This window comes from Streptomyces sp. NBC_01431, from assembly GCF_036231355.1.
GTDB lineage: Bacteria > Actinomycetota > Actinomycetes > Streptomycetales > Streptomycetaceae > Streptomyces.
In genome coordinates this window covers 1,831,120-1,846,178 of record NZ_CP109496.1, presented here as the reverse complement: position 1 = coordinate 1,846,178, position 15,059 = coordinate 1,831,120, and the positions used below count along the sequence as shown (strand labels likewise).

Sequence of the window (15,059 nt, the reverse complement as noted above, 5' to 3'; positions counted from 1 at the left end):
CTCACGCCTTGCGCGCAGCCGCCGCCCGCTTGCGGTGCTCGCCGCGCAGCACGAGCGAGGGCCACTCGTCCCCGTACGCCCCGCAGGCGCAGACCGACCACAGCGACCACTGCTGCGGCACCGAGTAGTACGGCACGAGCACCCGGGCCGTCCGCAGCCGCGACAGCTTCACCGGCACCAACGCGGGCAGGACGTCCGGCGCCTGGCCGGCCAGGATCGCCTTGCGGCAGGCCGGGCAGGCCGGCCGCCGGTCGGCCGCCGCCTCCCGCGGCCCGGTCCGCCGCCGGGCCTGCCGGCGGTGCTGTTTGCGCACGGGGGAGTGGCCTTCCTCGGCCGTCGTGTGCAGCGGGTTGTAGAAACACCGGCGGGCGGGCTTGGCCACCGGCTGCCCGGCCGCCCGCGCGTGCACCGCCGCGAACCGTTCCAGGGCACGGTCGGCGAGAACCGCCGCCGCCGCGAGATCCGGCAGATCGGCCGCCTCGTCGAGGAGCTTGCCCGCCGCCTGAAACGCGTCGAAGGCCCAGGCGCAGTCGCCCTGGGCGAGCGGATCGGGTACGGAAGACGCCATGAGGCCGTCGGTCAGCGGCAGTTCGGTGGTGCGCAGGACGTCACCGACGGCCGTCACCCGTGCCGACACCAGCCGGTCGAGCCGCTCGCGGGCCGCCTCCCACTCGTCCAGGATCCGCTGCTGCGCCTCCTTCGACATCTCCCGCGACCGCTGCGCGGGCACGGCGGGGCGCAGCGCCTCCAGGAACCACCACCGCTTCAGCACCTTGCCTCCCCTCGCTGTGACCAGCGTAGAAGGCCCCTAAGCTACGGGAGAGCCAGGGGGAGCCCGGTCGCTCCACGACAGATGGACGGCGTGGCGCGACCAGTTCCCGAGGCGGCTTGCGGAACCCGGCGGCGCACGGCCACCGTCAAGTCGCCGTCCGCCGAACCCTGTTGACTGACCGTGGACGCGCTCGGTTTGCACCGAAGCGCCCCGGGTCGTGTCCGCCGACGGTCCGGAAAGGGCCCGCGTCGGCCAGCGATGACGTTGACATTGTCGATCTCATCGCACCGGGCGGGGACCGGACACCGCGCATGGGGCGCCACCTGCCGGTTCGGTCTCAGCCGGTGGGGACCTCGGCCACCCGTACCGGACGGCGTTCGCGGCGCGAGATCTCGCAGGCCTCGGCGATGCGCAGCGCGTGCAGCGCGTCCCGGCCGTCACAGGGGTTGTCCGCCTCACCACGTACGAGCCGGACGAAGGCATCGAGCTCGGCCTCGTACGCGGGGGCGAAGCGCTCCAGGAAGCCGGTCCACGGCTTGTCGGGACGGCCCGGACCCTGCGGCTCGGTCGAGGTCAGCGGCGTGCGGTCGTCAAGACCGACCGCGAACTGGTCGCTCTCACCGGCCAGTTCGAGACGTACGTCGTAGCCCGCGCCATTGCAGCGGGTGGCCGTGGCCGTGGCCAGGGTGGCGTCGTCCAGGGTGAGGACGACGGCCGCCGTGTCGATGTCACCGGCCGCGCGGAACATCGCGGGCCCCGCGTCGGAGCCCGCCGCGTACACCTCGGTCACCTCCCGGCCGGTCACCCAGCGCACGATGTCGAAGTCGTGGACCAGACAGTCGCGGTAGAGCCCGCCGGACAGCGGCAGATAGGCGGCGGGCGGCGGCGCGGGGTCGGAGGTGACGGCCCGCACGGTGTGCAGCCGGCCGAGCCGCCCCGAGCGCACCAGCTCGCGGGCCCGCACATAGCCCGCGTCGAAGCGGCGCATGAAGCCGAGCTGGAGCTCGGTGCCCGCGGCCTCGACCGCCCGCAGCGCCCGCAGCGTGCCCGGCACGTCCAGGGACACGGGTTTCTCGCAGAAGGCGGGCAGCCCGGCGCGGGCGGCCGTCGCGATGTGCTCGGCGTGCGCCGCGGTCGCCGAGGCGATCACCACCGCGTCGACCCCGGCGAAGGCGTCCGCCACCGTGTCCACGGCGTTCGCGCCGGTCAGCGCGGCCACCTCGGCGGCCCGCGCGGCGTCGGCGTCCGCGACCACCAGGTGCTCGACCTGTGGATGGCGGGCGAGTACTCCCGCGTGGAAGGCGCCGATCCGTCCAGTTCCGATCAGTCCGATACGCATGGGCACACCGTGGCCGGAGCCCGTCATCATGTCAAGAGTTTGTCCTGACAATCGAACTTCACGACTTCCCGTCAACATCCCCGGCGCACTACGCTCGCTTCGTGCCCAAGCAGCCCAGACCCGTGGTGGACTTTCCGAAGCCGCTCCAGCTCAGCGTGGACCGCACCAGCCCGGTCCCGCTCTACTTCCAGCTGTCGCAGCAGCTGGAGGCGGCCATCGAGAAGGGAATCCTCACGCCCGGCAGCCTCCTCGGCAACGAGATCGACCTCGCCAACCGGCTCGGCCTGTCCCGACCCACCGTCCGCCAGGCGATCCAGGCGCTGGTCGACAAGGGGCTCCTGGTCCGCCGCCGCGGGGTGGGCACCCAGGTCGTGCACAGCCAGGTCAAGCGCCCGCTGGAACTGAGCAGCCTCTTCGACGACCTGGAGGCGGCCGGCCAGAAGCCCGCCACCACCGTCCTTCGCAACACCTTCGAGCCGGCCACCGCCGAGGTCGCCGCCGCCCTCGGCGTGCCCCAGGGCAGCGACGTACACCTGGTGGAGCGGCTGCGGTACGCGCACGGCGAGCCCATGGCGCGGCTGCGCAACCACCTGCCGACCGGGCTGCTCCCGCTGGACACCGACTATCTGGAGGGCACCGGGCTCTACCGGCTGATGCGGGGTGCGGGCATCACGCTGCACAGTGCCCGGCAGACCGTCGGTGCGCGGGCGGCCACCGCGCAGGAGGCCGACCTGCTGACCGAGACCGAGGGGGCGCCGCTGCTGACCATGCAGCGCACCACCTTCGACGACACGGGCCGGGCGGTCGAGTTCGGCTCGCACATCTACCGGGCCTCGCGGTACTCCTTCGAGTTCCAGCTGCTGGTGCGCCCGTGAGGGCAGGATGCGGGTGGGGCGCAAGCGGGACGCCAGCAGCACGTCTTTGAGTAAGAATGTTCGGACAAAGTATTGACCGTGTGGCGGAACCGCCGCTAGAACTCACGTGCCGCAACCGGGCGGCCGGGACAGAAGGCGGAACCCATGCGCACACCCCGCACGGCGACCACGGCGGCCGTGGTCGCCGCCGCACTGGCACTCACGGTCGGCGGCTGCAGCAGCTCCGGGGGGAAGGCCTCCGAGAACGCCGGCTCCGGGGCCGCGACCGGCGGCAAGGCGGTGAACACACCACGCCTGAAGATCGCGATGGTGACGCATTCGGGCGACGGCGACACCTTCTGGGACATCGTGCAGAGCGGTGCGAAGCAGGCGGCCGCGAAGGACAACGTGGACTTCCTGTACTCGCACAGTGATCAGGGTCAGCAGCAGGCGCAGTTGGTGCAGGCGGCCATCGACCAGAAGGTCGACGGGATCGTGGTCACTCTCGCCAAGCCGGAGGCTCTGAAGGACGTCGTGAAGAAGGCCGTCGACGCGGGGATCCCGGTGGTGACGATCAACTCGGGTGCGGAGGTGTCCAAGGCGGTCGGCGCGTTGAGCCACATAGGCCAGGACGAGGGCGTGGCGGGCGAGGCGGTCGGTGAGGAGCTCGACAAGCGCGGCAAGAAGAAGGTGCTCTGCGTCATCCACGAGCAGGGCAACGTCTCCCTCGAACAGCGCTGTGCGGGGGTGAAGAAGACCTTCGGGGGCAGTGTCGAGAACCTGAACGTGGACGGCACCAACACGCCCGCGTCGACCTCGTCCATCGAGGCGAAGCTCCAGTCGGCCAAGGACATCGACGCGGTGGTGACGCTCGGCGCGCCGATTGCGGCGGCCGCGGTGAAGGCCAAGGGTGACGCGGCCAGCTCGGCCGAGATCGACACGTTCGACCTGAACGCGGCCGTGGTCAGCCAGTTCAAGGCGAAGCAGATCGGCTTCGCCGTCGATCAACAGCCTTATCTCCAGGGCTATTTGGCGGTCGACGAGCTCTGGCTGAACAAGACCAACGGGGATGTGATCGGCGGCGGGAAGCCGGTGCTGACCGGACCGGCGATCGTCACTGAGAAGGACGTCCCGGCGCTGGAGAAGTACACCGCCCGCGGCACCCGATGATCCCCCGCCGACCTCGCGTGACCCATACTTGGGCGGCCGGGGCAGGTCTGAACCAGCCCCGGTGGCACCCGGTGGTACAGCAAGAAGGGCACGGCGTCGTGGCAAGGGTTGGGACAGGGGTACGCGTCATGGGCGCGGTGCTGGCAGCGGTGCTCGGAGCCTCCTTGGCGGGGTGCAGCAGCACGGGCGGCAAGCGCGCCGAGGACGCGCGGAAGTCCGCGCAGGCCCAGGGCAGGGCCGCGGTGAACACCCCACGCTGGAAGATCGCGATGATCACCCACTCGGGCGACGGCGACACCTTCTGGGACATCGTCCAGAACGGCGCCAAGCAGGCAGCCGTCAAGGACAACATCGACTTCCTGTACTCGCACAGCGACCAGGGCCAGCAGCAGGCACAGTTCGTGCAGGCGGCCATCGACCAGAAGGTCGACGGCATCATCGTCACGCTGGCGAAGCCGGACGCGATGAAGGACGTCGTCGCCAAGGCCGAGAAGGCCGGGATCCCGGTGATCACGGTGAACTCGGGCTCGGAGAAGTCCAAGGAGTTCGGCGCGCTCACCCACATCGGCCAGGACGAGACCATCGCGGGCGAGGCCGTCGGCGAGGAACTCAACAAGCGCGGCAAGAAGAAGGCGCTCTGCGTCCTGCACGAACAGGGCAACGTAGGCCACGAGCAGCGCTGCGCGGGAACGAAGAAGACCTTCAACGGTGAGGTCCAGAACCTCTACGTCACCGGCACCAACATGCCCGACGTCCAGTCCTCCATCGAGGCCAAGCTCCAGGCCGACCCCTCCATCGACTCCGTGGTCACGCTGGGCGCGCCCTTCGCGGACACGGCGTACAAGGCGAAGCAGTCGGCGGGCAGCTCCGCCGAGATCGACACCTTCGACCTGAACGCCAAGGTGGCCACGGCCCTTCAGGCCGGCACCCTCGGCTTCGCCGTCGACCAGCAGCCCTACCTCCAGGGGTACGAGGCGGTGGACCTGCTGTGGCTGTACAAGTACAACGCCGACGTGCTCGGCGGCGGTCTTCCGGTGCTGACCGGGCCGCAGATCATCACCAAGGACCAGGCCGCCCAGCTGAAGGCGTACACGGAGCGGGGGACGCGATGACGGCGACGGACATCGTCGGGGACGAGCGGTTGTTGCGCCGATCGGTGTGGCGCAAGATGCTGGGCCGGCCGGAGCTGGGCTCGGTGGTCGGCGCGGCGGCGGTGTTCCTGTTCTTCTCGGTCGCCGCCGGAAGCTTTCTGCAGCCCTCCAGTCTGTCGACCGTCCTGTACGCGGCGTCCACGATCGGGATCATGGCGGTGCCGGTGGCGCTGCTGATGATCGGCGGCGAGTTCGATCTGTCGGCCGGTGTCATGGTGACGACATCGGCTCTCGTCTCGTCGATGTTCAGCTACCAGATGACGGCCAACGTCTGGGTGGGAGTGGGAGTCTCCCTCCTCGTCACCCTGGCCCTCGGTGCCTTCAACGGGTTCATGCTGACCCGCACGAAGCTGCCGAGCTTCATCATCACCCTCGGTACGTTCCTGATGCTGACGGGCCTCAACCTCGGTTTCACCAAGCTGATCAGCGGGACGGTGTCCACGAAGTCGATCGCGGACATGGAGGGTTTCTCCTCGGCGAAGAAGCTGTTCGCCTCCCAGTTGACGATCGGCTCGGTCGACCTGAAGGTCACCATCCTGTGGTGGCTGGTTCTGGTGGCGGTGGCGACGTGGATCCTGCTGCGGACCCGGTTCGGGAACTGGATCTTCGCGGTCGGGGGTGAGGCGGACGCGGCCCGCGCGGTGGGCGTCCCGGTGTTCAGGACGAAGATCGGCCTCTATATGGGCGTCGCGTTCGCGGCGTGGGTGTCGGGCCAGCACCTGCTGTTCTCGTTCGACGTGGTGCAGTCCGGTGAGGGGGTCGGCAACGAGCTGATCTACATCATCGCGGCCGTCATCGGCGGCTGTCTGATCACGGGCGGCTACGGCTCGGCGATCGGATCGGCCGTCGGCGCGTTCATCTTCGGCATGACGAGCAAGGGCATCGTCTACGCGGAGTGGAACCCGGACTGGTTCAAGTTCTTCCTCGGAGCGATGCTCCTGCTGGCCACCCTGCTGAACGCGTGGGTGCGCAAGCGGGCGGAGGCGACAGCATGACCGACACCCCGAACACCCTCACCGAAGCCGCGGCCACGGGTACGGCGCTCGTCGAGCTGGACGACGTCAGTAAGTACTACGGCAACATCCGCGCCCTCGAAGGGGTCTCCCTCCAGGTCCACGCGGGAGAGATCAGCTGCGTACTGGGGGACAACGGTGCGGGGAAGTCCACCCTCATCAAGATCATCGCGGGCCTGCACCAGCACGACGGCGGTGCATTCCGCATCGATGGCGAGGACGTCTCGCTGAGCAATCCGCGCGAGGCGCTGGACCTGGGGATCGCGACGGTCTACCAGGACCTCGCGGTGGTCGCGCTGATGCCGGTGTGGCGCAACTTCTTCCTCGGCTCCGAGCCCACCAAGGGCAAGGGCCCCTTCAAACGGCTCGACGTGGAGAAGATGCGGACCACCACCCGCGCCGAGCTCCTGCGCATGGGCATCGACCTGCGGGACGTGGACCAGCCGATCGGCACCCTGTCCGGCGGCGAGCGCCAGTGCGTCGCGATCGCGCGGGCCGTGTACTTCGGTGCGAAGGTCCTCGTGCTCGACGAGCCGACCGCCGCGCTCGGCGTGAAGCAGTCCGGGGTGGTCCTGAAGTACGTGGCGGCCGCCCGGGACGCTGGGCTCGGTGTGGTGCTCATCACCCACAACCCGCACCACGCCTACCTGGTCGGGGACCGCTTCGTACTGCTCAAGCGCGGTGCGATGACCGGCAGCCATCTGCGCGCCGACATCACCCTGGACGAACTCACCCGCCAGATGGCGGGCGGCAGCGAACTAGAAGAACTCAGCCACGAACTCCAGCGTGACACCGGGCCCGCCGACCCCGCCGGACCCACCGACGGCGAGTGAGCCGGCCGCCCCGGGCCACCGGGGCGGCCCCTCCGTGCGAGGTCTCTGTTCGGGCGGGGTGGCAGAATCGGGCCCGATGACCACGTACCGCGACTTCGCCCTAGCCCACCGGGGTTCCGCCCGAGCCACCGTGCTGCGCACCGTAGGCACCCGGGAACGCCGCTCGCACCTGACGGCCCCCCGGGTCCCCACCGTCGGCATCGACATCGGCGGCACGAAGGTGATGGCCGGCGTTGTGGACGCGGACGGCAACATCCTGGAGAAGCTCCGCACGGAGACTCCGGACAAGTCCAAGAGCCCCAAGGTCGTCGAGGACACCATCACCGAGCTCGTCCTCGACCTCTCCGACCGGCACGACGTGCACGCGGTCGGCATCGGCGCGGCCGGCTGGGTCGACGCCGACCGGTCCACCATCCTGTTCGCCCCGCACCTCGCCTGGCGCAACGAGCCGCTGCGCGACGCGCTCCAGGCCCGCCTCGCGGTCCCCGTGATGGTCGACAACGACGCCAACACGGCCGCCTGGGCCGAATGGCGCTTCGGCGCCGGACGCGGCGAGGACCACCTGGTGATGATCACGCTGGGCACCGGTATCGGCGGCGCGATCCTGGAGGACGGGCAGGTCAAGCGCGGCAAGTACGGGGTCGCCGGTGAGTTCGGCCACATGCAGGTCGTGCCCGGCGGACACCGCTGTGCCTGCGGAAACCGCGGCTGCTGGGAGCAGTACAGCTCCGGCAACGCCCTGGTCCGGGAGGCCCGCGAACTGGCGACCGCCGACTCTCCGGTGGCGTACAACATCATCGAACGCGTCGGCGGGAACATCCCGGAGATCACCGGCCCGCTCATCACCGAACTGGCCCGCGAGGGCGACGCGATGTGCGTCGAGCTGCTCCAGGACATCGGGCAGTGGCTGGGCGTCGGCATCGCCAACCTGGCGGCCGCCCTCGACCCGTCCTGCTTCGTGATCGGCGGCGGTGTCAGCGCCGCCGACGACCTCCTGATCGGGCCGGCACGGGACGCCTTCCGGCGTCACCTCACCGGCCGCGGATACCGCCCCGAGGCGAGGATCGCGAAGGCGCAGCTCGGCCCCGAGGCGGGTATGGTCGGCGCCGCCGACCTCGCCCGGCTGGTGGCCCGCCGCTTCCGCCGTGCCAACCGCCGCCGCGTCGAGCGGTACGAGCGGTACGCCAAGGTCGCCGAAGCCGTCCGCAGGACGGGCACCACCCGCACCACCCAGGAATCCGACTGATGACACCGTCCGACCGCCCCGCAGTGCCGCGCCAGTCCTCGCCGCCGGACGAGAAGCCGCCGGAGACCCGGCGGCAGATGATCCGGCGGCGCTGGATCACGGCGGTGATCATCGTGCTGCTCATCGGCGTGCCCGCGGGTTATCTGGCGATCTCCGCCGAGCAGAGCCGCACCAGCGGTCGCGACAACGAGTCCGAGGCCGCGGCCCACGGCCTCCAGGACGACTGGCCGTCCAAGACCCAGCGGCGCATCTACGACGTGCCGGTTCCCTCCGACGCGGTCGCGGTCGCCTATTACGAGACGAACAGCTGGAAGGTCAGCAAGCTCTACGTCCAGTTCAAGACGAGTGCGGCGGGTCTCGCCGAGTTCATGAAGGACAGCGGCACCAGTACGGCGGCCCTTAGGCCCGGTGCCGTGACGGTCACCCCCGAGGAAGCCCAGAAGGTCGGCTGGACCTTCCCCGCGGGCCACGACTGGGCGGCCACCGTCCACGCCCAGAAGGACCCGCTGCCGACCCAGAACATCACCGTCGACGAGACGGACCCGGACAAGCCGGTCGTTTTCATCGTCTCCACGGCAACTCCCTGACCCGCTCGCCAGGGCGCCGGAGCCGAAGCCGTGGGCTCGGCACGCGGAACCGGACCCACGCGGTGATCGCGTAGGAGTCCGCCTGGTGGTCCCGGGTATCACCGACTGACGGGCCCGAGGACGGGCCGCTCGCGCCACGCCCGCCCCGCCGAACGCTGGAGCGTGGCCAGCCCCTCAGTCCCACACGACCGCCTGAACCGGCGCCTCACCCAACCGAGAACGCACGGGCCGTCGGCGATCAACCGTCCGCGGCGAGGCGGTTCAGCCACTCCGTCAGCAGGTGTTGCTCTGCGCTGCTGAGGTTCGTCTGTTCGGGCAGCGCGGCGCGCAGTGCGCGGGCGGCGCCGGCCGGGCCTGAGTCCCGCACGGCCGGCTGCTGGTTGGTGACCGTGGCGACCATGGATTCCCGCAGGGTGGTCAACAGGGCTGGGTTGCGCCGGTCCTGGGGCAGGGACAGCCAGGTGAGCACCGCGCCGCGTGCCGTGGCGTGGATGACCTGGGCCGCGAGTTCCTCGTCCACGCGGAGCCAGCCGCCGGCGGCGAGGCGCCGGACGCGGCCCATCAGGATCTCCATGCCGGTCTTGAAGGCGGCCGAGTACTTGGTCCTGCTGGGTTCGGCGTACATCAGCGTGAACAGCGCGGGGTTGGCCAGACCGAACTCGATCGCGACGTCCCAGCCTGCTCGCAGGTCCTCGATGGGGTCCTGCGGGGCGGGGTCGATGTGCTTGGTGGCGATGAACGCGGCGAAACCGTGCTCGGCCACCGCGTCGAGCAGCCCGTCCTTGTCGCCGAACAGCCGGTAGATGGCCGGTGGTTGCAGACCCGCCGCATCAGCGACCGCACGGGTGGTGACCGCGTCGCGACCCCCGCGCGTCAGCAGATCGATGGCGGCCTCGATGACCCGCTGCCGTGTCTGCTCCCGGCCCGGAGAGGGGGTGTCGGGCTTGACGGCGGTGGTGCCGTCCTCACCGCGTGAACGTGATGCCATGAATCGATGGTACCGCAATGATGGTTCCGCCGTTAATATCGGTGATACCGTGTAGGTGTTTCCATCGAAACCATGCCGTCGCAGTATTGGAGCGCATCGTGATCATCGTGACCGGAGCCACTGGACAACTGGGGCGTCAGATCGTCGAAAGGCTGCTCACGCGCGTGCCGGCGGCCCGAGTCGGTGTCAGTGTCCGCGACCCGCAGAAGGCGCAGGCGCTCGCCCACCAGGGAGTACGGGTACGGCAGGGCAGCTTCACCGACGCCGCGGGCCTGGCCCACGCCTTCGAGGGCGCCTCGCAGGTGCTCATCGTCTCCGTCGACAAAATGGGCGAAGAGTGCGTCAGGCAGCACCGCACCGCGATAGAAGCGGCCGTCGCGGCAGGCGCGCGTCGCATCCTCTACACCAGCCAGATGGGGGCCGGCGCGACATCGCATTTCCAGGCGTGCCGCGACCATGCCGCCACGGAGGAGACACTGCGCGCCTGTGGCGTGCCGTTCACCTCGCTGCGCAACGGCTTCTACGCCACCAGCGCGGCGCACTTCCTCGACCCCGCGACAACGTCCGGGCGGCTCGTACTCCCCGCGGACGGCCCGGTCGCCTGGACCGCGCACGCCGACCTCGCCGAGGCGACCGCCGCCATCCTGGCCGACGAAGGCCGCTTCGACGGCCCCACGCCGCCGCTCACGGGCAGCCAGGCGCTCACCTTCGACGACATCGCCGCAATCGCCACCGAGCTCACGGGCCGCACCATGACGAGGGCCACCGCCCCCGACGACGAGTTCCGGGAGCAGTTGACCGGCCAAGGCGTCCCCGAGGAGATAGCGGGCCAGTTGCTCGGCATCTTCGCCGCCAGCCGAGTCGGCGAGTTCGCCACCGTGGACCCGACACTGGCCACCCTGCTCGGCCGCGAACCCATCGCCCTGGGCACGGTGCTGCGCGAACTGCTGTCCAAAGACTGAGGTGAACCCGTCGGTGCTCGTACGGCAGCGCCCAGGACGGTAGGGAGCGGCCGCCTCTCGGAGGAGTCGGGGGAGTGGCCGCCTCTCGGAGGAGCCGGGGGGTAGTCGAGCAGGCCCTCGGCTGGGAATCCCCGGCCGAGGGCCCGCTCAAGTTGTTCGCGATCTGATCAGACACCTACGTGTGGCAACGACCTTTCGGGTCCACCGGCCACCGGCGTCACGTGCCCTGGCCCAGCAAACACCCGCGCTTCCCGGGGGTGTTGGGAAGGTCGGCTGAGGTCCAGGCCACGTAGGCCATCTCCCTGCCCAGTGTCTGCGCCTCGTCCTTCGTCAGGTACTGGGAGCTCTTGACGCAACGGCCGGAGGAGTCGTCCCAGATGCCCCCGACCCGGGCGATCCTGCTGTACTCGGGTCCGGGGTCGGCCTGCGCGGAGACGGCGGACACCGCCAGCAGCGCGATTACAGCGAGGGCGCCGAGGCCAGGGGCAGAGCGTCGAATGTTCATGACGGCTTAACGGCAGGACAGAGGAAGCGTCACCCGTGGCCACGGGGCTGGTTCAGATGGTCATCCGGCGCATGAAGCCGCTCGGCTTCGCCCTCGGGGTCGGCCGTCCCGGTCTGCCGATGCTGAAGTCGGCACAGGGTAGAAAGGGGGTTATGACCGAGCACGCGCAGTCCCCTCAAGGCTTGGCCGATGTCGACGCGGTGACCCGCGCCGTACTCACCGCGTCCCGGGTACTGGTGGCCGTGTCGGCCCGTTCCCTCGCCGCGGTCGAGGACCGGGTGACGCTGCCGCAGTTCCGGTTGCTGGTCGTCCTGTCGACGCACGGCACCGCCAAACTCGTGGTCCTCGCCGACCTGCTCGGGGTGAATCCCTCGACCGCGATGCGCATGATGGACCGCCTCATCGCGGCGGGCCTCGCCGACCGTCAGGTCAACCCGGACAACCGGCGCGAGACGCTGCTCCGCCTCACCGACGACGGCCGCCGCCTCGTGGAAGAGGTCACCGCCCGGCGCCGCGCGGACATCGCCGCCATCGTGGAACGCCTCGCCCCCGACCAGCAGTCCGCTCTGGTGGACGCCCTGACGGCGTTCGCCGAGGCGGGCGGTGAGCCGATGGCCCCGGACGAGGCCTCGCTGTACCCGCTGGGCTGGTCCGACACCCAGGCTCGCCGGGCGATCTGACGCGGCTCCCCTCCGGCGCCACTCGCCGCGCGGACTCGACATGGTGTGGCTCACCCGTTGCCTGCCGTAGGAGACGCGTTGCGGTCCGTTCGAAGTGGCTCAACCACATGGGAGGCATGGCCGCCGCGCCGGTTCTCCTGGTTCCGGTCCCCTCAGGTCCTCGGACCGCTCACGGTTCGGGTGCGGCGGGCAGGGTGATCAGCGCGTATGGGGGCCGGGGTTCGCGGGAGCCGCGCGAGATCGCGGGCAGCAGGCGGACATCCCGAACATCCCCGAAGATCCCGGACAGTCGCAGAGTGGGGAACGACCGCTCCACCCGTGGAGTAGTCGTTAGGCCACTCAGCGCGACAGTGCGCCACGTTCGAGCTAGCGTCTGGATTGTCAGGTCTGTCCGCCGACTTGTGGAGTTCATCGTGAGCCTCATACGACGCGCCGCCGTTGTGGTCGCGCTTTCCGCCACCGTCATCATCCCCGCCGCCGCGTCCGCACAGGCGGCCCCGCAGGCCGCGCCCCGCGTAGCGGCCGACGACCACGACGACGGTTTCTGGTACCACCCTCACTGGGGTTACCACGAGCACAACCTGCTGGACATCCTCTGACCGAGGCCCCGGTCCGAACGGCGCGCGCCCCGAACCCTGCGTTCGGGGCGCGCGCCCGCGTCTCGTGCCGTCGGCGGGCGTACGCCATTCCACCGCCGGCGCGAGGTCGAGCATCGGGGTGGCCTTCGGCCTGCTCAGCTTGCTCACCACGCTGCACCCCATTGGCGCAACTGCCCACCCGCGCCGAGTAGTTGGGTGATGATGCAGAACAGTTCACATGCCGGTCCCAGGAGCAGTCGCTGAAATCGAGGGGGCTACGGGATGGCAGGTGCGGCGGGTAGTACGTGGTCGCCGACCGTGTCGGTGCTCAGGCACAGCGAGCAGACCACCGCGTCGTGCGTGGCGCAGGCCGCCAGGTCGGGGCGCTCGTAGGGCTGGTGGCAGACGTGGCAGTCGTAGGTCGCGGCGCTGGGGTTGCCGTCGGCGTCGAGCATCGGCTCGTCCATGCCGTCGTCGGTACGGCGAAGGTAGTACTTGCCCTTGGTGGCGATCGCCATCAGCGGGGTGAGGACCAAGGCGATGGCGGCGGCCGCTACGGGGGAGTACGGCTGGAGGGTGTCGCCGAGGGCGTGGAAGTACATGGCGATGGACAGGCCGGAGGCTGCGACGAAGGCGACCACGCCCACCGGGTTGACGGCGTAGAGCATGCCCCGGCGGAACTCGGGGGCGTGGGGAGAGAGCTTCAGCAGGTACTTGTTGACGCCGATGTCGGTGGCGACGGTGACGACCCAGGCGATGGCGCAGTTGGAGTAGAAGCCCAGGATGCTGTTGAGGAAGCTGAACATGTCGGCTTCCATCAGGGCCAGGGCGAAGCCGAGGTTGACCAGGACGAAGACCATCCGGCCGGGGTAGTGCTTGGTGATCCGGGTGAAGGAGTTGGTCCAGGCGAGGGAGCCGGAGTAGGCGTTCGTCACATTGATCTTGATCTGGCTGATCACGACGAGGGCGACGGCCAGCGGGATCACCAGCCAGGACGGCATCATCGCGTCGAAGGCGCCTTTGAACTGCTGGATCGGCTCGGGTGCTACGGAGGGGCCGGCCTCGGCCAGGATGTAGACGGCGAGGAAGACGCCGATGGCCTGCTTGAGCGCGCCGAGTACCACCCAGCCGGGCCCCGCCATGATGACGGCGGTCCACCAAGTGCGCTTGTTGGCCTCGGTCTTGGGCGGCATGAAGCGCAGGTAGTCGATCTGCTCACCGATCTGGGCGATCAACGACAGGCACACGCCGGCGCCGAGCAGCACGGAGGCGGTGTTGACGCCGCCGTCGCCGTCGGTGCCCGCGTAGGCGAGGAAGTGGTCGACGGTGCCGGGGTCGGTGGAGACGAGGTAGACCAGCGGGCCGACCATCAGCAGCAGCCAGATCGGGGTGGTCCACACCTGGAGCTTGCTGAGCGCCTTCATGCCGTAGATGACGAGCGGGATGACCATGAGGGTGGAGACGAGGTAGCCCAGCCAGAGCGGTAGTCCGAGGCCCAGTTTCAGTCCCTGGGCCATGATCGAGCCTTCGAGGGCGAAGAAGATGAAGGTGAAGCTGGCGAAGATGACGCTGGTCAGCACCGATCCGTAGTAGCCGAAGCCGGAACCCCTGGTGATCAGGTCCAGGTCGATGTTGTAGCGGGCGCCGTAATACGCGAGCGGGAATCCGGTGATGAAGATGACGACGGCCGCCACGGCGATGGCGAGCAGTGCGTTGCCGGTGCCGTGGGCCAGGCCGATGCCGGCGCCGATGGAGAAGTCGGCCATGTAGGCGATACCGCCGAGGGCGGTTGTGGCGACGACCAGGGGGGTCCAGCGGCGATAGCTGCGGGGCGCGAAACGGAGGGTGTAGTCCTCCAGCGTCTCCTTGACCGCCTGGTCGGCTGCGGCGGACTCCGGCTTCTGCGCGGTTTCCTGCGCGGTTTCCTGAGCGGTGACTTCTGCCAATCCTGGTTCGGTGCTCACGCCACGCCCTCCTTGCTGCGGGTTGGGGACTGGAGGGACCGTAGGCAGTGGGCGTTACACCTAAATACTTCCTGCATGAAGGAGACGTTTCGGCGGTGGTCGGTCCGGCGGTGGGTCGGGTGCCGTCGGGCAGGACCAGGACCAGGAAGAGCCTGTGGGAGAAGCGCGGGCCGGCGGGGGATATGCCGCCCGCGAGGTCTTCAACCTGGTCAGGACGGTGTGCACCGCCCGCCGTCATGGGGGCCGCCCCGCGTCATAGGAGCAGCCCCGTTATGGGGGCATCCGTGGGGTTCGTGATGGGGACGTGACAGGAATGGCGATGCAGCGCCCCCGCTGGCTCGGCTCCCTCCGGCGGGTTCCGTGGCGTGCGGGGCCGACGGAACGGGGTAACGTCTTTGTCATGCTCTTCCAGACGTC

The 15,059-nt window shown here is 69.7% G+C and carries 15 protein-coding genes; 10 read left to right on the top strand and 5 right to left on the bottom strand.

The window, feature by feature from the left end; translation table 11 throughout:
- Position 1 precedes the first annotated feature (1 nt).
- Together OG522_RS08660 and OG522_RS08655 are read right to left on the bottom strand one after the other, a co-directional pair.
- Positions 2–772: a hypothetical protein gene (locus OG522_RS08660; RefSeq protein ID WP_329462353.1), complete on the bottom strand. Its 771-nt coding sequence runs from the start codon at positions 770–772 to the stop codon at positions 2–4.
- A gap of 337 nt (positions 773–1,109) precedes the next feature.
- Complete coding sequence (locus OG522_RS08655) at positions 1,110–2,111, bottom strand: Gfo/Idh/MocA family protein (protein WP_329462352.1); 1,002 nt, start codon at positions 2,109–2,111, stop codon at positions 1,110–1,112.
- Between the two features lie 155 nt (positions 2,112–2,266).
- On the opposite strand from OG522_RS08655, the gene OG522_RS08650 reads away from it, so the two are divergent.
- From OG522_RS08650 to OG522_RS08620, 7 genes are all read left to right on the top strand, one after another.
- Entirely contained in the window at positions 2,267–2,986 is a 720-nt protein-coding gene (locus OG522_RS08650; protein ID WP_329467519.1) for a GntR family transcriptional regulator, read from the top strand.
- 144 nt (positions 2,987–3,130) lie between these two features.
- Complete coding sequence (locus OG522_RS08645; RefSeq protein ID WP_329462351.1) at positions 3,131–4,135, top strand: substrate-binding domain-containing protein; 1,005 nt, start codon at positions 3,131–3,133, stop codon at positions 4,133–4,135.
- Between the two features lie 128 nt (positions 4,136–4,263).
- Positions 4,264–5,247 (top strand): sugar ABC transporter substrate-binding protein, encoded by a 984-nt coding sequence (locus OG522_RS08640; protein ID WP_329462350.1) that lies wholly within the window; start codon positions 4,264–4,266, stop codon positions 5,245–5,247.
- Positions 5,244–6,281, top strand: coding sequence for an ABC transporter permease (locus OG522_RS08635; protein WP_329462349.1), 1,038 nt, complete (start codon positions 5,244–5,246; stop codon positions 6,279–6,281). Before OG522_RS08640 ends, OG522_RS08635 begins: the two co-directional genes overlap by 4 nt.
- On the top strand, positions 6,278–7,132 hold the full coding sequence (locus OG522_RS08630; RefSeq protein WP_329462348.1) for an ATP-binding cassette domain-containing protein: 855 nt from the start codon (positions 6,278–6,280) through the stop codon (positions 7,130–7,132). Before OG522_RS08635 ends, OG522_RS08630 begins: the two co-directional genes overlap by 4 nt.
- Positions 7,133–7,208: 76 nt before the next feature.
- Complete coding sequence (locus tag OG522_RS08625) at positions 7,209–8,378, top strand: ROK family glucokinase (RefSeq protein WP_329462347.1); 1,170 nt, start codon at positions 7,209–7,211, stop codon at positions 8,376–8,378.
- Positions 8,378–8,965, top strand: coding sequence for a hypothetical protein (locus OG522_RS08620; RefSeq protein ID WP_329462346.1), 588 nt, complete (start codon positions 8,378–8,380; stop codon positions 8,963–8,965). The genes OG522_RS08625 and OG522_RS08620 overlap by 1 nt, the downstream gene beginning before the upstream one ends.
- A gap of 238 nt (positions 8,966–9,203) precedes the next feature.
- On the opposite strand, the gene OG522_RS08615 is transcribed toward OG522_RS08620, so the two are convergent.
- Positions 9,204–9,953, bottom strand: a complete 750-nt coding sequence (locus OG522_RS08615; protein WP_329462345.1) for a TetR/AcrR family transcriptional regulator — start codon at positions 9,951–9,953, stop codon at positions 9,204–9,206.
- A gap of 98 nt (positions 9,954–10,051) precedes the next feature.
- Here OG522_RS08615 and OG522_RS08610 point away from each other — a divergent pair, with 98 nt between their 5' ends.
- Positions 10,052–10,915 (top strand): SDR family oxidoreductase, encoded by an 864-nt coding sequence (locus tag OG522_RS08610; RefSeq protein ID WP_329462344.1) that lies wholly within the window; start codon positions 10,052–10,054, stop codon positions 10,913–10,915.
- Positions 10,916–11,132: 217 nt separating this feature from the next.
- On the opposite strand, the gene OG522_RS08605 is transcribed toward OG522_RS08610, so the two are convergent.
- The gene (locus tag OG522_RS08605; protein ID WP_329462343.1) at positions 11,133–11,420 is read right to left on the bottom strand and encodes a hypothetical protein; all 288 of its coding nucleotides are present in this window, start codon (positions 11,418–11,420) and stop codon (positions 11,133–11,135) included.
- A 152-nt stretch (positions 11,421–11,572) separates the two neighbouring features.
- Here OG522_RS08605 and OG522_RS08600 point away from each other — a divergent pair, with 152 nt between their 5' ends.
- Positions 11,573–12,100, top strand: coding sequence for a MarR family winged helix-turn-helix transcriptional regulator (locus OG522_RS08600; protein WP_329467518.1), 528 nt, complete (start codon positions 11,573–11,575; stop codon positions 12,098–12,100).
- A 413-nt stretch (positions 12,101–12,513) separates the two neighbouring features.
- Positions 12,514–12,699 (top strand): hypothetical protein, encoded by a 186-nt coding sequence (locus OG522_RS08595; RefSeq protein ID WP_329462342.1) that lies wholly within the window; start codon positions 12,514–12,516, stop codon positions 12,697–12,699.
- A gap of 254 nt (positions 12,700–12,953) precedes the next feature.
- On the opposite strand, the gene OG522_RS08590 is transcribed toward OG522_RS08595, so the two are convergent.
- Positions 12,954–14,642 (bottom strand): purine-cytosine permease family protein, encoded by a 1,689-nt coding sequence (locus tag OG522_RS08590; RefSeq protein WP_329462341.1) that lies wholly within the window; start codon positions 14,640–14,642, stop codon positions 12,954–12,956.
- Between the last annotated feature and the right edge of the window lie 417 nt (positions 14,643–15,059).